The sequence below is a fragment of the Litorivivens sp. genome, from assembly GCF_057445395.1.
The window spans coordinates 84,765-100,457 of record NZ_JBVBUV010000003.1 but is presented as its reverse complement, the minus strand read 5'-3'; the positions used below and the strand labels follow the sequence as shown (position 1 = coordinate 100,457).

The window sequence follows — 15,693 nt, the reverse complement described above, 5'->3', positions numbered from 1 at the left end:
TAATGCTGTGCTCTTACGCATTGTTTTTTAAGCAAAAAAAAGTGTTCAGTGTTAACTCAGTAGAGACTCAGCAGAGAAAGCCCAGTAATGAATCCGAACTATCTAGACTTTGAACAGCCCATCGCCGAACTGGAAACCAAGATTCAGGAATTGCAGTTGGTGGGCAACGACAACGATCTCAACATTACTGAGGAAATCAACAAACTGCGGGAAAAGAGCACCAAGCTCACCGAAAAGATTTTCGGCTCGTTGACCTCATGGGATATCGTCAAAGTGGCGCGCCACCCCATGCGTCCCTACTCGCTGGACTACATCAATCGTATCTTTGATGATTTCGATGAGCTGCATGGCGACCGTCGGTTTGGCGATGATAAGGCCATCGTTGGGGGTATTGCCCGCCTTGGTGGCAAGCCGGTGATGGTGATTGGTCAAGAGAAGGGCCGCGGCGTGCAGGAGAAGGTCAAGCGCAACTTTGGTATGCCTAAACCCGAAGGTTATCGCAAGGCCCTGCGTCTGATGGAACTGGCTGAGCGTTTTAAATTGCCGGTGATTACGTTGATTGATACACCCGGAGCCTATCCTGGTATCGACAGCGAAGAGCGGGGCATCAGTGAGGCCATCGCCCAGAACCTGGCGGTTATGTCGCGCCTGAAAACCCAAGTTATCTGTGTTGTGGTGGGTGAGGGCAGTTCTGGTGGAGCCATTGGCATTGGCGTTGGTGATCACTTGGCCATGCTTCAGTATTCCACCTACTTTGTCATCTCGCCAGAAGGCTGCGCCAACATCATCTGGAAAACCAGCGAGAAAGCGCCGGATGCAGCGGAAGCCATGGGGGTTACCTCCACTGTGTTGGAAGAATTGGGCATTGTTGATGCCACCATTCCCGAGCCATTGGGCGGTGCCCATCGGGATATCGACCTGATGGCCGAGCGATTGAAGAAACACCTGTTGGAACAGCTGCAGGAATTGCAATCTCAGCCGATGGACGATTTGCTGGCGCGACGCTACGAGCGCCTGATGTCATACGGTAATAGCTAAGGCGCTTTGCCGGGTTCGCTATGGAATCCGTACTTCTAGACACACTGAAGCCATATCTCGACCGCCCACGCTGGGTGGTTGCCTTCAGTGGCGGGCTGGATTCCACGGTGCTGTTGCACGCACTTACCCGGTTAAAAGAGCATCCCTCCCTGCATGCCCTGCACATCCACCATGGGCTGCAGGCGCAGGCTGATGATTGGCAGAGACACTGTAAGCAGTTTGCCGAATCGCTGGGTGTGTCTTTTCACACCGCGAATGTGTCTGTTGATGACTGTGCCAGCGTTGAGGACGCAGCGCGTCGCGCACGCTACGCAGCCTTTGGTGATGCCCTGAATGCAGGTGATGTGCTGTTGCAGGCCCACCATTTGGATGATCAGGCGGAAACGCTGCTTTTACGATTGTTTCGCGGCACCGGTCTTGAAGGCTTGAAAGGTATTCCCACCGCCCGCGAGCTGGGCGATGCCATACTTGTTCGGCCGTTGCTCGGGCTGTCTCGCGCCGAACTTGAAGACTATGCCAGAGAGCACCAGCTCAGCTGGATAGAAGACCCCAGTAACCACGACACCGGCTTCGATAGAAACTACTTGCGCCACAACGTGCTGCCACAGGTGGAGGCCCGCTGGCCGGCCTACCGCGCTACGCTGGCCAGGCTAGCCAGCCTTGCGGAAAGTGCGCTGCCCGAAGATTCCATCAGCAACTTGACCTTTCACACTCGCACAAGCACCTGGTCCGCACTTGATCTTGAGTCGCTGCGCAGTCTGGATGAGGGCAGTCGCAATGCTGCGCTGCGCCAGTGGTTGTCGCAGACCGGGCTCACCCCTTCGCTGGCACAACTGCAGGCACTACAGAAATCCATGCTTTGGTCTTCCGCAGACGCAGAACCCGTATTCGAGCTGGGCGAGTTTCAAGTGCGCCGTTTTAAGGAAGTATTGTATATCACCAGCCTTACACCATTTGATCCGAGCCTTGAGTTGGCATGGGACGGTGGTTCGGTGTTGGATATTCCCGGCGTAGGCAAACTTAGTGCAGTCGGTGGCAGTCAGCCAGAGCGGTTTACGGTGCATTTTCGTCGTGGCGGTGAACGCTGTCAGCCTGCAGGTAGGGCGCATTCCCAACGACTGAAAAAGTTGCTCCAGGAAAGTGATGTGCCGCCTTGGCGGCGTGATCGGCTGCCGCTGATATATCTGGATGGGGAGCTAGCCGCCGTTGCCGACCTTTGGGTTTGCGCAGATTACGCCGAACGGCTGGCAGAGTGGCGTTTTGTCTGGGAGCCTGCAGGCTAAATTACGGTATATGCCGCAAAGCCCGCGACGGGCAACCGTATAGAGTTGTCTACGCCAGCTGCGCCACGCGCATTGAGATGCAGGCTAGCCGCCGACGGACTGCAGTACAGGTGGCTGTGCCGCGAGCTCCAAGCCGTCGGGCGGGGGGAGGTTGGTGAACACGCGCAGCAACTCCCGGCCGCATTCATCGGTTTCCCGGATAATATTCATCAAACTGGAAAAGCCCACCCCATCGACGCCATCAGAGCGGTATGCATCATCGCTCAGCCTTTGCATCTCCTTGCGATGTATGGCGTCTTCCTGCGCCAGAGAGCCGTGACTCAATTCGCCGTTAAGTGTTGCCTGCCCCATCGTCAGCAAATGTTCCATTCGTCGTTTCAGGGCTTCTCGAAGCGTTGTCGCACTGTCAGCGCTGTCGCTCCACAGTGGTTCCATATCGTCCTGCACGTCCTTGATGGACTTGGCCGCATACACGGCCTTGCGTACGCTCGCCAGGAGTGATTCGAGATGGTTTCGTTGCTCCGGCGCCAGGCCGTCTATCTGGTTGGCGTAGGCCGCGATCTCACCTTCCAGCTCTTTCAATGATTCATAGTGATCCAGATAAACACCCATGCCGGGAGGAAGGGGTGTTAAAGGATTGCCGTGGCTGGCGTAAAATTGCATTTGACTGTGATACGCCTGTCCGAGCAGCTGAAAAGTGCGCGCCAGCAGTAGCAGGGTTTCTTGATGGAGCGCGACGGCGGCGGCTTCGGGGATTGACACCGGGACCTTGTGGATAATCTCCGTCACGCCGTGATGCTGGCCGACATTCTGCTCCAGCCAGTCTGCCAGCCGGCGAATGATGGGCAGTACCAGAAAGATGCCGATGAAATTGAAGCTGCTGTGAAATACCACCAGTTGCAGCAGGTTGTCATTCAGGTCGACGCGATCAAAAACGTAGGGCGCCAGCGGTAGCATGACAAAATAGGCGAATAGCGCTGTGAGGGTGTTGTAGATCAGGTGGAACATCGACACCTGCCGTTTTACGGAGGCGCCTGAAGCACCCGCCAGCAGTAGGGTACTGGTCGTACCCAGATCAGCGCCGATCACCATGGCTGCTGCCGCAGTGAAATCAAACAGCCCGGCATGCAGGCCTGACAGCACGAGCATGACCACCGCCGATGACGACTGAATGACGGCCGCCAGTAGCAGGCCCAGGCCAAGAAACCAGATAATAGACCAACCCACCAGAAAGCTGAGGTCCGTGTTTTTGGCCAGATCTTCAACACCGGTTTTCATGGCGTCCAGACCAAATAGCAATAGGCCCAGCCCCAGCAGTAGATGCCCCAGGCTTTCCCAGCGCAGGCGACCGTCGAGCCATACCTTCAGTAGCGCACCGATACCCATCAGCGGTAGCGCGAAGGCGTCCAGTTCGAGTTTGAATCCCAGCCAGGTCACGATCCAGCCGGTCATGGTGGTGCCCAGGTTTGCGCCAAGAATTACCCCCAGTGCGTTGCGCATGGGCATGACACCAGCTCCCACGAAGGCCAGTACCAGTAGCCCAAGCAGGGAGCTGCTTTGCAGCAGTGCGGTGAGAATTACGCCCAGCGGCACGGCCAGCCACAGGCTGGCGGTGGCACCGCGTAAGGACTTGACCACGGCCCGGTTCAACAGGGATTTCAGTGACAACTCGAGAAAAAACATACCCAGCATGAACAGGCCGAGACCAGATACCAGCAAGCTCCAGTCAATCGAGAAACTCATTTGTTCTCCAGTTCGTTCAGGTACTGCTGTCGTATTGCCTGATCGCCAGACGGGTAAGGTCCGGCGAGCTTTTGTAAAGCTTCCAGCACGCGCAGGCAGACCACGCGACGGCACAGGCCTTTATCGTCGGCCGGCACAATATGCCAGGGCGCGTCGTCAGTGTGTGTCTGACGCAGGGCTTCGTCAGCATAACCCAAGTGCCGGGCACGTTCATGCCAGCTGTGAATGTCAGAGGGGTCGAATTTCCAGTGTCGCTCCGGGTCAGTTAGTCGCTGTTTCAGGCGCTCGCGCTGCTTTTTGCGTCCGATATGCAGCCAGAATTTCAACGTCGCAGTGCCATTGAGTGCCAGATGCTTTTCGAACTGTCGGATGGATTGGTACCGTGCCATCCAATGGCTGTCAGGCTCTGGCTTGTCGTCTGTAAGACAGCGTTCCGCCAACACGGCCTCATAGTAACTGCGATTCATCAACGTGACTTTGCCCACAGAGGGTAGGTGGGGTTGTACCCGCCAGAGAAAATCGTGCGCGCGCTCAAGGCTGCTGGGTACGCCAAATCCAACCGCCTGAAAGCCCATAGGGTCCATTCCTGCGCACACCGCACGAATGCAGCCGTCTTTGCCGCTGGTGTCCAGACCCTGAAAGATAATGAGCAATGCCGCTTTTCGCGATGCCCAAAAGCGGCGCTGTGCGGCGACAAGTGCGCCCTGCACGTCGGGCAGTTTCAGCGGCGAAAAATCGTCCGGAAAGCCACTGGCGTATTTCTCCAACGACCGGTCTGAGCCGCTCTGCAGTGCCCAAGAAGAATGGCCTAGCTTTAACATTCTGTTATCCAATCAAGGACATGAAGTCAGTATAGAACAGGGCTGAGCCGTGTGATGTGGTTAGATGATGAAATTCCGGGAGAGGCAGGCGGCGGTGTTAATAGCCCTTTTTGCTTTTCACCTGTGTCTGCGATGAAATGGCAGTGCAACTATCGACGAAAGTGTTGACCATGTTCAAACGTATCCATCATGTGGCGATCATCTGCTCAGACTATGTGGTATCAAAACGGTTCTATACTGAAATACTGGGTTTGAGGGTGCTTGCCGAAAACTACCGGCCGGATCGGGACTCTTACAAGCTTGATTTGTGTTTGCCTGATAACAGTCAGATTGAGCTGTTTTCTTTCCCGGGTAGCCCGGCACGTCCTAGTTATCCTGAGGCGCAGGGCCTGCGGCACCTCGCGTTTGCGGTAGATGATGTAGTACAGGCCGCCGCACATCTCAATAGGCATGGGGTCGAAACCGAAGCCATCCGTGTCGATGAATACACCGGGCAGCGCTTCACTTTCTTCCAGGATCCAGATGGGCAGCCGCTAGAAATTTACGAGTCAGTGTAGCGCCGTTTTGAAGCGTAGCCCCTGCGTTTGACTAAAACACATTGGCGCTACGCTGAGTGCTAGCGGCGACTTTTTAGTCATTGTAATAAGGGCTTTCACGGCTTTTAGAATATTGCTTCATATACCCCCTAAAGTTACTTCTCGTGATTCACCTCTTAACTATACTCTGCGTATCGTAGTGCCCGCCGGGGCCGTAACAGGTGACAGCACGAGGATAAGACCATGCTTACCATCACACCTACTGATCAAAATCGCGTTGATATTGAAATGCAGGGCTCTATCACAAAAGAGGAGATGCAAAACTTTCTTCAAGAGCTGCATCAGGTCGCTGCAAACATGGAGCACGGGCACATGGTATTCAATGTCAGTGACTTTCACTGGCCGTCGTTGGGCGCTATCGGTTTTGAGTTAACCCACATCGGTGCATTTTTCAAAGCCTATAAACACTTTGAGCGTATCGCGGTACTCTGCGATAAAACCTGGGTGCGCAAGGTGAGTGATTGGGAGGGGCACCTTCTGTCCTGGGTTGAAATAAAAGGCTTTACGTTGGATGAGCGGGAGCTGGCTATTCACTGGCTCGAGCACGGAGATGCTGAACAGGCTGCCTGAATAACGGCAGACGTACCGCCTTCCTGTCTTTTGATCTTCATGGCGCCGGGCTGGCTCCCGGTCGCTGTGATAGATGCTTCCCGTAAGTTAGTATTCGCTGATTTCCCTCCTCTATTGGCGCTGCTTCCGTCAGCGCTGATGCTTGAAATATGGCGTGAGCCGGTATGTGACTTCAGGCCACAAATCAGGCCTCTATAATAGTTGAGTAATTTACTAGGTTTTGTCACAATATAGGGCGCTTTCACGGCGGGCCCTGATATGCGTATAGCTGTCGGGGGCGGTCTTGTAGGTGAGCTGTAGTTAATTGATTTCTATAGAATTATTGAGTCCAAGACTATGTCACAAGGCGAACAGGCCCAAATCGATACCCTGCTGAAAAACGACTACGAGGCAGGTTTTTATACCTCGGTCGAGTCAGATACCTTGCCTCCCGGGTTGGATGAGGACGTCATCCGCTTTATTTCCGGCAAAAAGGGTGAGCCCGAATGGATGCTGGAGTGGCGTCTTGAAGCTTATCGCGGCTGGCTGGAAATGACCGAACCGGAGTGGGCGCACGTGCGTTACCCCAAGGTCGATTTTCAGGCCTTGTCTTATTTCTCTGCACCGAAAAGCATGGCGGACAAGCCCAAGAGCCTGGAAGAAGTTGATCCAGAGCTGTTGCGTACCTACGAGAAGCTGGGCATTCCGCTACATGAGCAGGAAATGCTGGCCGGTGTTGCCGTGGATGCGGTGTTCGATTCTGTGTCTGTGGCGACCACTTTCCGTGGCAAACTCAAAGAGGCGGGCGTCATTTTCTGCTCGATTTCAGAGGCGGTGCATGACTATCCGGAGCTGGTGAAGAAATATCTGGGGTCCGTGGTACCGCGAAAAGACAATTTCTATGCGGCGCTGAACAGCGCGGTATTCAGCGACGGATCCTTCGTTTACATACCCAAGGGCGTGCGTTGCCCGATGGAGTTGTCCACCTACTTTCGAATCAACGAAGCCAAAACCGGTCAGTTCGAGCGCACCCTGATTATCGCCGAAGAAGGCAGCCATGTGAGCTACCTCGAAGGCTGTACAGCCCCCATGCGCGATGAAAACCAGTTGCACGCCGCTGTGGTTGAGCTGGTGGCACTGGATAATGCGCAGATCAAGTATTCCACTGTGCAGAACTGGTATCCCGGCGACAAGGAAGGCAAGGGCGGTATCTACAACTTTGTGACCAAGCGCGGTGTGTGTCACGACAGCGCCAAGATTTCCTGGACTCAGGTAGAAACCGGATCTGCGGTTACCTGGAAATACCCCAGTGTGGTACTGCGCGGTGACAACAGCGTGGGTGAATTTTATTCGGTCGCGCTGACCAATAATTTCCAGCAGGCCGATACCGGTACCAAGATGATCCACATGGGCAAGAACACCCGCTCAACCATCATTTCCAAAGGTATTTCCGCAGGTCAGAGTCAGAATGCCTACCGCGGCCTGGTGCGGATGAGCCAGCGCGCTGAAGGCGCTCGCAATTACACTCAGTGCGATTCCCTGTTGATCGGTGATCGCTGTGGTGCCCATACCTTCCCGTATATCGAAAGTCGTAATCCGAGCGCGGTGGTGGAACACGAGGCGACCACGTCCAAGGTGAGTGAAGATCAGCTTTACCTGTGCCAACAGCGCGGGTTGGATGCGGAGAAAGCGGTATCGCTGATCGTGAACGGATTTTGTAAAGAGGTGTTCAAGGAGCTTCCCATGGAGTTTGCGGTAGAAGCCGGCAAACTGCTGGAAGTGAGCTTGGAAGGTTCTGTAGGTTAACAGTCTTAAGGGTTCGGTTGCTTAACACACCGTTAGCGAAATCAGAGCCTGTAAAAGTTTTTGGAGAAAATCAGTCCATGTTGTCTATCAAAGATTTACGCGCCAATGTCGGTGACAAAGAAATACTGAAAGGCCTCAGCCTGAATGTGAAGGCCGGTGAAGTGCACGCCATTATGGGGCCGAACGGTTCCGGTAAGAGCACCCTTGGTCACGTATTGGCCGGTCGGGAAAACTACGAAGCAACTGCTGGCAGCGTCGAATTTGATGGCAAGAATCTGCTCGAGATGGATATCGAGGAGCGCTCTCGCGAAGGCCTGTTTCTGGCATTCCAGTACCCGGTTGAAATCCCCGGCGTGAGCAATATGGAGTTCTTGAAAACTGCCGTCGACGCAGTGCGCGAACACCGAGGTCTGGAAGCGATTGATTCCGTACAGTTTATGAAACTGGCGCGGGAAAAGTGCAAAGCGGTAAATCTGGATGACCAGTTTCTTAAGCGCGGTGTAAATGAAGGGTTTTCCGGCGGTGAGAAAAAGCGCAACGAGCTGATGCAAATGATGCTGCTCGAACCCAAGCTGTGCATCATGGATGAGACTGACTCTGGCCTTGATATTGATGCGCTGCAAGTGGTTGCTGAAGGTGTTAATGCCATGCGCAGTGAAGATCGCGCCATTGTTCTGGTGACGCACTATCAGCGTCTACTTGATTATATTCAACCAGACTACGTGCACGTACTCTCCGGCGGCAGGATCATCAAATCCGGCGATCGCTCGCTGGCGCTGGAGCTGGAAGAAAAAGGCTACGGCTGGATCACGAAAGAGGTCGCGTAATGACAGCGTTTACCCAACAAGCGGCAGATTTAACGCCAGCGGGACTCGACTGGCTGGCCGACTTTAACAAGCGTGGCCGCGATCGCTGGAAAGTCACCCCGTTTCCAACTCGCAAAACCGAAAGCTGGAAATACACTAGCTTGCAAGCGTTGGCTGACGGTAGCTATTTGCGCTGGTCGCAGGCAAAAGGCGCTGAACTCTCCGAGCAGGTAGACGCCATTGAAGGTCTGGATGCCTGTGCGCTGGTTTTCGTAAACGGTGTTTTTGCCGAGAACCTGTCGTGCAATAAGTTGCCGGAAAGCGTGGAGATCGTGCGTTTTTCTCAAGCCAATGCCACGCAACAAAAGGTAATTCTGGCGAAGCTCGGTAGCATAGCCGACAGTGAAAAGCACCTGTTTGCGGCCCTGAACGACAGCTGGCTGCAAGAGGGCGTTTACCTGCATGTGGCGAAAAATGCCCAGGTTAAAACACCCATTTACATACACCATATTACGACGCCTGAGACCGAGAACTTTGCGGTGAATCAGCGCTTGCTGTTACATGTGGAAACGTCAGCTGAAGCGACAGTGGTTGAGCATTTCAGTAGCACTGATGAAGCACAAAACTGCTTTACCAATGCGGTAACCGAAGTGCAGCTCGATGCTAACGCACGCCTGACGCACTACCATCTGCATCTGGAGGAGGAGAATACCCTTCATATCGGTGGAGTGCATGTGAACCTGGAGCGCGATGCCACGCTCAACAGTTTTATGATGAGCCTGGGCGCCAACCTGCAGCGCACCGATGTTGTGGTTAATCACAAAGGCGAAGGCGCGCATTGTGGTTTGAATGGCATTTACCTGCCGAACCACAAACACACGGTGGATTTTCATACCTGTATTGAACATGCCGTACCCAACTGCACCACGCATGAAGTGTTTCGCGGCATTATCGGCGATCACGGCAAGGCGGTATTCAATGGTCGTATCCATATTCATCAGGACGCCCAGAAAACCGTTGCCGATCTCAGCAATAAAAATCTGCTGACGAGTCATAGCGCGGAAGTGGATACCAAGCCGGAGCTGGAAATTTACGCCGATGACGTAAAATGTAGCCACGGAGCGACCATAGCCCAGCTGGAGGAAAAGGCGCTGTATTACCTGCAAAGCCGGGGTGTGGATCGTGAACGGGCAGAAATTATGCTCAGCTTTGGTTTTATCAATGAGTTGTTGGAACAGCTGGCCCATATTCCGGTGCGCAATTATCTGACACCGCTAGTGTCTGAACTGTTCGAGAAAAAATTTGACCGGGCGAGGGCTGCGGCATGAGTGCGGCAGCGGCATCCATCAAGGGGTTTGATGCCAGTGCCCTGCGCAGTGACTTTCCAGCATTGCAGCAGGAGGTCAATGGTCAGCCCCTGATTTATCTCGACAATGCGGCGACCACGCAGAAACCGCAGTCGGTGATTGATGCGCTGTCTCATTACTATTCGCACGATAACTCCAATGTGCATCGCGGTGCTCACACGTTGAGTGATCGCGCGACGCTTGCCTTTGAAGATGCCCGCAAAAAAGTGCTGCAGTTTATTAACGCCTCCAGCACGAAGGAGGTGTTATGGACTCGTGGTACCACCGAAAGCATTAATCTGGTCGCCAGCAGTTACGCCCGTTCGGTGTTAAAAAAAGGCGACCGGGTTCTGGTGTCGGCGATGGAGCATCATTCCAATATAGTGCCCTGGCAACTCGCCGCGCAGGCATGCGGCGCCGAGGTTGTGCCCATTCCCGTATCCGAAAATGGCGAGCTTGAGCTGGAAGCATACAAAGTATTGCTCGATGAGCGGGTCAAGCTGGTTGCGGTAGGACATGTATCGAATGCGCTGGGCACGGTTAATCCTGTCAAGGAAATTACTGAGCTGGCCCACAAGGCTGGTGCAAAAGTCCTGATCGATGGCGCCCAGGGTGTGCCGCACTTTGACGTGGATGTGCAGGCGCTGGACTGTGATTTTTATGCTTTTTCCGGCCACAAAATGTATGCCCCCACAGGGATTGGGGTGTTGTACGGCAAAGAGTCATTGCTGGAACAGATGCCGCCCTATCACGGCGGTGGCGAAATGATCAAAACCGTGAGTTTTGAAGGTACGACCTTTAACGAACTGCCTTTTAAGTTCGAGGCGGGCACACCCAATATTGGTGGTGCCGTGGCCCTCGCGGCGGCGGTGGATTATCTGCAGGCGTTGGATCGCACGGCATTGGCCGCCCATGAGGCAGCTCTGATGCAATATGCTCATGATAAGGCTGGTCAGTTTGATGGGCTCAAGCGCATCGGTTGTGCCAAGACGATTGCTGGCGCCTTCTCATTTTTGCTTGAGGGCGTGCACCCGGCAGATGTCGGTATGTTGCTCGATCAGCAGGGCATTGCGGTGCGCACGGGCGATCACTGTGCCCAGCCCATTATGAAACAGTTTGGAATTCCGGGCACAGTGCGGGCCTCTTTTGCCCTATATAACACCTTTGAGGACATCGATGCCCTGTTTGCCGGATTGGCGAAAGCCAAAACTTTTTTGCTTTGAGTTGCTCTAAGTCAACAGTGGTTGGAGTGAGAGTATGAGTGTAGAAACCTTTATACCCGGAACAGAACCTTCTGGAACGGATGTGCCTGCCTTGAGCGTCACCGACGCGGCGCAGGAACACTTTCGCAAGCAGCTGGCCGAAAAGCCGGATGCTGCGATTCGCTTGTCGGTGAAGGAAAGTGGCTGTACCGGTTACAAGTATGTGATCGATATTGTCGAGCAGAAAACGGCTGATGATATTGCGATTGTCCTTGATAACGGCGTCAATCTGTATGTGGCGCCGGATGCCATGGCGATGATGCGTGGCACCACGATTGACTACACCCGAGAAGGCCTTAACCGCACATTGAAGTTTATCAATCCGAACGTATCGGATGAGTGCGGCTGTGGCGAAAGCTTTAGTGTGAATTGAGGTTAGCGAAACACATGGAACGCAGAATGGTGACCACAGTCACCGATTGTCCGGGGCGGATTGTTCCGGTGGGCACTCCCATTACCATCCCCAAGGACAACTTTGTCACTATCACCCAGGCGTTGGGAGGTAATTACACCGTAACCTACAACGGCAATATGGTGCGGGTTGACGGTACTGATGCGGCGGCGCTCGGTTTGGAACCGGAAGTTTTGGCGTTCGAGCAGCCCGATGGCGAAGACATCCTGGAGGAGCAGGTTTGGGATGCTCTGCGCACTGTGTTTGATCCGGAAATCCCCGTAGATCTTGTAAACCTCGGGCTGATATACAAAGTGGAGATTGATCAATCCGCGAAAGCAGTGGATATCGAGATGACGCTGACTGCGCCGGGTTGCGGTATGGGCCCTGTGCTGGTGGGCGACGTCGAGTACCGCGTGGCGCAGGTGCCAAATGTGCGGGCTGTGACGGTGGAGCTGGTGTTTGATCCGCCATGGAATCGGGAAATGATGTCGGAAGAGGCTCAGCTGGAAACGGGGATGTTTTACTGATGGATGCGCGTGTAAGCGACAACCCTTTTGGGCGCAGTATTACGGCAGACGATATTGTCGATACCCTCGGGTTTTTCGACAGCTGGGAAGACCGCTACAAATACATTATTGATCTGGGTAAGGAATTGCCCGATATGCCCGACGATTTGAAAACAGATGATCGTCTTATTCGTGGTTGTCAGAGTCAGGTGTGGCTGGAAACTGAGAAGCACGCCGACAGCTTCGAGTTTCAGGCAGACAGTGATGCCTTTATTGTGAAAGGGCTGCTGGGGGTAATCCTTGCTGCCTACAACAATAAAGCCGCAAACGAGATATTGGCGTTCGATATTGAACAGTATTTTGAACAGCTGGACTTGCTGCGCCACCTAAGCCCCACGCGCGGCAATGGTTTGCGAGCCATGGTGCAGCGTATCCGCGATATTGCTGCCGATAAGGCTGCAGGGCAGGCAGGTTAATCATGTCACTGGATAATATTCGCATTGTTCTGGTGAACACCTCCCATCCGGGCAATATCGGTGCGGTGGCGCGGGCCATGAAAAATATGTGTGTCAGTGACCTGGCGTTGGTGGCACCGAAAAAGTTTCCCCACGACGAAGCCACCTGGCGCGCCTCTAACGCGACTGATGTGCTGGACAACGCGACGGTGTTTGAAACGCTGGAAGATGCCATTGCCGATTGCGCTTTGGTGATCGGTACCAGCGCGAGAGGGCGGCGAATTCCGTGGCCGCTGCTGGATCCGCGCCATTGTGCGAAGCAGGCCTACGGTGAAGCCAGCAAGCACAAAGTCGCGCTGGTATTTGGTCGTGAAGATCGCGGTTTAACCAATGAAGAGCTGCAGCAGTGCAATCTACACGTCAATATTCCGGCGAATGAGGAATACAGCTCGCTGAATCTCGCGATGGCGGTACAGGTGCTTTGCTACGAGCTACGCATGACCTCGCTGGACGGCGAGCTCAGTGGCAATCCGTTGGAAGAGTGGGATCAGCCGCCAGCCACGGCTGACGCGTTAGAGCGCTATATGGAGCATCTCGAAGAAACCCTGATTGCACTGGGCTTTCTGCGCGCGGATGCGCCCAAGCAATTGATGACCCGGCTGCGCCGTCTGTATACCAGAGCGCGGCCAGATGAGATGGAAATGAATATTCTGCGTGGCATTCTTACCTCCACGCAGTATCAGCTACGCCAGCAAAATGCTGACACGCCATCGGCCGCTGCGGCCGACGAAAGCAGTTCTGCTTAGATAACTTGGGAGTCTCGTGTGCGATGCAGCACGAGGGGAGGTCATAGAGAACAATGCGATTGACCACAAAAGGCCGTTACGCGGTCACGGCGATGCTGGATCTGGCGCTGCACAGTGATCAGGGGCCGGTGAGCCTGTCCGAGATTTCCTCGCGCCAGCATATTTCCCTGTCCTATCTCGAGCAGCTGTTTGCCAAGCTGCGCCGCCGGGGGCTGGTAAAAAGTATTCGCGGTCCGGGTGGTGGTTACTGTCTCGACAAAGCAACTGAAGAGACCTTCGTGGCGGACATTATCGACGCCGTTGATGAGAGCGTTGATGCCACCAACTGCTCTGGAGAGGCCAACTGTCAGGAAGGAGAGGTTTGTCTCACACACCATCTGTGGAGCGACCTCAGTGACCAGATTCATACCTTTCTCAGCGGCATCAGCCTGGCAAGTCTGGTACAGCGCAGCGAAATTCAGCAGATTGCCAGCCGCCAGAATCATCGCGAAGCCGATCATATCGCTATGACATTGGTAGAGTGAGCCCAATGCAGTCACCGATCTATCTCGATTACGCTGCAACCACACCGGTTGATGCGCGTGTTGCCGACAAAATGGCTGCCTGTCTGACGCTTGAGGGTAACTTTGGAAACCCGGCGTCGCGCTCACACCTATTGGGTTGGAAGGCCGAAGAGGCGGTAGAAATTGCCCGCCGACAGGTCGCTGACCTGATCGGGGCGGATAATCGGGAAATTGTCTGGACCTCAGGCGCCACCGAGGCCGATAACCTGGCCATCAAGGGTATTGCAGAGGCTTACAGTGAGCGGGGCAAGCATATTATTACCTCGCGCATTGAGCACAAAGCCGTGCTGGATACTTGTGAGTACCTGGCCAGCCGAGGCTTCTCTATTACCTACCTAGAGCCCGACGCTGCAGGTGTGGTCAGCCCGGAAGCTGTGGCGACGGCGCTGCGCGACGATACGATTCTGGTCAGCCTGATGCATGTAAACAATGAGCTCGGTGCAATCAACGATATTGCCGCTATTGGTAGCGTTCTGAGTGAGCATCAGGCTTTCTTCCATGTCGATGCGGCGCAGAGTGTGGGTAAGCTGCCGATTGACCTGGCGACGCTGTCAGTAGATCTGATGTCGATTTCCGCTCATAAATGCTATGGCCCGAAAGGCATTGGCGCACTGTATGTGAAGCGTCGCAGCCAGTGTCAGCCACTGCCTCAGATGCACGGTGGTGGCCACGAACGCGGGTTGCGATCAGGTACATTGCCCACGCATCAGATTGTTGGCTTTGGCGAGGCTTGCGCATTGGCCGCAGAATCGCTTGAGGATGAGAGACAGCGACTGGCGGGGCTGCGCGAGCAGTTTCTCACTGGGCTACGGGCGCTGGATGGCCTGACGATTAATGGAGACGGTTGGCCCGGCATCGTCAATGTCAGCTTTGCCGGCGTTGATGGCGAGTCTTTGCTGATGTCGCTGCGCAATCTGGCGGTTTCTACCGGATCGGCTTGTGCTTCGGCTACTCTGGAGCCCAGCTATGTGTTGCGGGCGATAGGTATTAGCGACACGCTAGCGCTGAGTTCTGTGCGTTTCAGTTTTGGTCGCTATAGCACCGCTGGGGAGCTGGAGAGTGCGGCCAATCAGGTCGTGGATGCGGTAAGTCGGTTGCGCGGCAGCGCGCAGCAGGCGAACTAGGCTATTCACCGCCTGACTTCCCGTCATTCCTGAGGTCACGCCATATTCATTTAGCTCAGATAAGCTTATAATTAGCGGATTTTGTGAACGAACCAGCGGCTGTCGCTGGTTTTTTTAAATACTTTGTTTTTATTGGAGAAATTGACTGATGGCTGTGGAACGTACTCTTTCCATTGTGAAACCTGACGCGGTAGCGAAAAATGTGGTTGGCGAGATCTATAGCCGCTTTGAAAAAGCGGGTTTGCGTATTGTTGCTGCCAAAATGCTGCGCCTGAGCCGTGCGCAAGCCGAAGGTTTCTACGCAGAGCACAAAGGCCGTCCTTTCTTCCCGGCGTTGGTCGACTTTATGACCTCTGGTCCCGTGACTGTTCAGGTGCTGGAAGGCGAAAACGCTATTGCCAAAAACCGTGAGCTGATGGGTGCCACCAACCCGAAAGAAGCCGAGCCCGGCACCATTCGTGCTGACTTTGCGGAATCTATCGATGCCAATGCGGCGCACGGATCTGATTCAGCAGCCTCTGCCGAGCGTGAAATTGCATATTTTTTCGCTGCCAGCGAAATCTGCGATCGCGACTAAGATCAGCGCGCAAGGTAA

Annotated in this window: 17 protein-coding genes; 15 read left to right on the top strand and 2 right to left on the bottom strand. The window is 54.4% G+C overall.

Features of this window, described 5'->3' with window-relative positions; all coding sequences use genetic code 11:
• Positions 1 to 87: 87 nt before the first annotated feature.
• Together AC222A_RS01990 and tilS are read left to right on the top strand one after the other, a co-directional pair.
• Complete coding sequence (locus AC222A_RS01990) at positions 88 to 1,038, top strand: acetyl-CoA carboxylase carboxyltransferase subunit alpha (protein WP_372748456.1); 951 nt, start codon at positions 88 to 90, stop codon at positions 1,036 to 1,038.
• 20 nt (positions 1,039 to 1,058) lie between these two features.
• Positions 1,059 to 2,321 (top strand): tRNA lysidine(34) synthetase TilS, encoded by a 1,263-nt coding sequence (gene tilS, locus AC222A_RS01985; protein ID WP_372748457.1) that lies wholly within the window; start codon positions 1,059 to 1,061, stop codon positions 2,319 to 2,321.
• A gap of 84 nt (positions 2,322 to 2,405) precedes the next feature.
• On the opposite strand, the gene AC222A_RS01980 is transcribed toward tilS, so the two are convergent.
• A complete protein-coding gene (locus AC222A_RS01980) occupies positions 2,406 to 4,064 on the bottom strand; it encodes a Na/Pi symporter (RefSeq protein WP_372748789.1) in 1,659 nt (552 codons plus the stop codon).
• Entirely contained in the window at positions 4,061 to 4,885 is an 825-nt protein-coding gene (locus AC222A_RS01975; RefSeq protein ID WP_372748788.1) for a polyphosphate kinase 2 family protein, read from the bottom strand. The genes AC222A_RS01980 and AC222A_RS01975 overlap by 4 nt, the downstream gene beginning before the upstream one ends.
• 170 nt (positions 4,886 to 5,055) lie before the next feature.
• Here AC222A_RS01975 and gloA2 point away from each other — a divergent pair, with 170 nt between their 5' ends.
• From gloA2 to ndk, 13 genes are all read left to right on the top strand, one after another.
• Positions 5,056 to 5,442: an SMU1112c/YaeR family gloxylase I-like metalloprotein gene (gloA2, locus tag AC222A_RS01970; protein WP_372748790.1), complete on the top strand. Its 387-nt coding sequence runs from the start codon at positions 5,056 to 5,058 to the stop codon at positions 5,440 to 5,442.
• 222 nt (positions 5,443 to 5,664) lie between these two features.
• Positions 5,665 to 6,051 carry a SpoIIAA family protein gene (locus tag AC222A_RS01965; RefSeq protein ID WP_372748787.1) on the top strand — a complete coding sequence of 129 codons (387 nt, stop codon included), beginning with the start codon at positions 5,665 to 5,667 and terminating at the stop codon, positions 6,049 to 6,051.
• A 336-nt stretch (positions 6,052 to 6,387) separates the two neighbouring features.
• Positions 6,388 to 7,836, top strand: a complete 1,449-nt coding sequence (gene sufB, locus AC222A_RS01960; RefSeq protein ID WP_372748786.1) for a Fe-S cluster assembly protein SufB — start codon at positions 6,388 to 6,390, stop codon at positions 7,834 to 7,836.
• A 77-nt stretch (positions 7,837 to 7,913) separates the two neighbouring features.
• Entirely contained in the window at positions 7,914 to 8,663 is a 750-nt protein-coding gene (gene sufC, locus AC222A_RS01955; RefSeq protein WP_372748785.1) for a Fe-S cluster assembly ATPase SufC, read from the top strand.
• On the top strand, positions 8,663 to 9,970 hold the full coding sequence (gene sufD, locus AC222A_RS01950; protein WP_372748784.1) for a Fe-S cluster assembly protein SufD: 1,308 nt from the start codon (positions 8,663 to 8,665) through the stop codon (positions 9,968 to 9,970). Before sufC ends, sufD begins: the two co-directional genes overlap by 1 nt.
• Entirely contained in the window at positions 9,967 to 11,211 is a 1,245-nt protein-coding gene (locus AC222A_RS01945; protein WP_486774588.1) for an aminotransferase class V-fold PLP-dependent enzyme, read from the top strand. The genes sufD and AC222A_RS01945 overlap by 4 nt, the downstream gene beginning before the upstream one ends.
• Positions 11,212 to 11,245: 34 nt before the next feature.
• The gene (locus AC222A_RS01940) at positions 11,246 to 11,623 is read left to right on the top strand and encodes a HesB/IscA family protein (RefSeq protein ID WP_372748358.1); all 378 of its coding nucleotides are present in this window, start codon (positions 11,246 to 11,248) and stop codon (positions 11,621 to 11,623) included.
• A 14-nt stretch (positions 11,624 to 11,637) separates the two neighbouring features.
• Positions 11,638 to 12,171, top strand: a complete 534-nt coding sequence (gene sufT, locus AC222A_RS01935; protein WP_372748359.1) for a putative Fe-S cluster assembly protein SufT — start codon at positions 11,638 to 11,640, stop codon at positions 12,169 to 12,171.
• Positions 12,171 to 12,626, top strand: a complete 456-nt coding sequence (locus AC222A_RS01930; protein WP_372748360.1) for a SufE family protein — start codon at positions 12,171 to 12,173, stop codon at positions 12,624 to 12,626. Before sufT ends, AC222A_RS01930 begins: the two co-directional genes overlap by 1 nt.
• Positions 12,627 to 12,628: 2 nt before the next feature.
• Entirely contained in the window at positions 12,629 to 13,411 is a 783-nt protein-coding gene (gene trmJ / locus AC222A_RS01925) for a tRNA (cytosine(32)/uridine(32)-2'-O)-methyltransferase TrmJ (RefSeq protein ID WP_372748361.1), read from the top strand.
• Between the two features lie 53 nt (positions 13,412 to 13,464).
• Complete coding sequence (gene iscR / locus AC222A_RS01920; RefSeq protein WP_372748362.1) at positions 13,465 to 13,935, top strand: Fe-S cluster assembly transcriptional regulator IscR; 471 nt, start codon at positions 13,465 to 13,467, stop codon at positions 13,933 to 13,935.
• Between the two features lie 5 nt (positions 13,936 to 13,940).
• Entirely contained in the window at positions 13,941 to 15,098 is a 1,158-nt protein-coding gene (locus AC222A_RS01915) for an IscS subfamily cysteine desulfurase (RefSeq protein ID WP_486774587.1), read from the top strand.
• Positions 15,099 to 15,246: 148 nt separating this feature from the next.
• The gene (gene ndk / locus AC222A_RS01910) at positions 15,247 to 15,675 is read left to right on the top strand and encodes a nucleoside-diphosphate kinase (protein ID WP_372748364.1); all 429 of its coding nucleotides are present in this window, start codon (positions 15,247 to 15,249) and stop codon (positions 15,673 to 15,675) included.
• The last annotated feature ends 18 nt before the right edge of the window (positions 15,676 to 15,693 follow it).

Coding starts and splice junctions, on each gene's coding strand:
- AC222A_RS01990 (WP_372748456.1), top strand. CDS start 88: ATGAATCCGAACTATCTAGACTTTGAACAGCCCATCGCCGAACTGGAA.
- tilS (WP_372748457.1), top strand. CDS start 1,059: ATGGAATCCGTACTTCTAGACACACTGAAGCCATATCTCGACCGCCCA.
- AC222A_RS01980 (WP_372748789.1), bottom strand. CDS start 4,064: ATGAGTTTCTCGATTGACTGGAGCTTGCTGGTATCTGGTCTCGGCCTG.
- AC222A_RS01975 (WP_372748788.1), bottom strand. CDS start 4,885: ATGTTAAAGCTAGGCCATTCTTCTTGGGCACTGCAGAGCGGCTCAGAC.
- gloA2 (WP_372748790.1), top strand. CDS start 5,056: ATGTTCAAACGTATCCATCATGTGGCGATCATCTGCTCAGACTATGTG.
- AC222A_RS01965 (WP_372748787.1), top strand. CDS start 5,665: ATGCTTACCATCACACCTACTGATCAAAATCGCGTTGATATTGAAATG.
- sufB (WP_372748786.1), top strand. CDS start 6,388: ATGTCACAAGGCGAACAGGCCCAAATCGATACCCTGCTGAAAAACGAC.
- sufC (WP_372748785.1), top strand. CDS start 7,914: ATGTTGTCTATCAAAGATTTACGCGCCAATGTCGGTGACAAAGAAATA.
- sufD (WP_372748784.1), top strand. CDS start 8,663: ATGACAGCGTTTACCCAACAAGCGGCAGATTTAACGCCAGCGGGACTC.
- AC222A_RS01945 (WP_486774588.1), top strand. CDS start 9,967: ATGAGTGCGGCAGCGGCATCCATCAAGGGGTTTGATGCCAGTGCCCTG.
- AC222A_RS01940 (WP_372748358.1), top strand. CDS start 11,246: ATGAGTGTAGAAACCTTTATACCCGGAACAGAACCTTCTGGAACGGAT.
- sufT (WP_372748359.1), top strand. CDS start 11,638: ATGGAACGCAGAATGGTGACCACAGTCACCGATTGTCCGGGGCGGATT.
- AC222A_RS01930 (WP_372748360.1), top strand. CDS start 12,171: ATGGATGCGCGTGTAAGCGACAACCCTTTTGGGCGCAGTATTACGGCA.
- trmJ (WP_372748361.1), top strand. CDS start 12,629: ATGTCACTGGATAATATTCGCATTGTTCTGGTGAACACCTCCCATCCG.
- iscR (WP_372748362.1), top strand. CDS start 13,465: ATGCGATTGACCACAAAAGGCCGTTACGCGGTCACGGCGATGCTGGAT.
- AC222A_RS01915 (WP_486774587.1), top strand. CDS start 13,941: ATGCAGTCACCGATCTATCTCGATTACGCTGCAACCACACCGGTTGAT.
- ndk (WP_372748364.1), top strand. CDS start 15,247: ATGGCTGTGGAACGTACTCTTTCCATTGTGAAACCTGACGCGGTAGCG.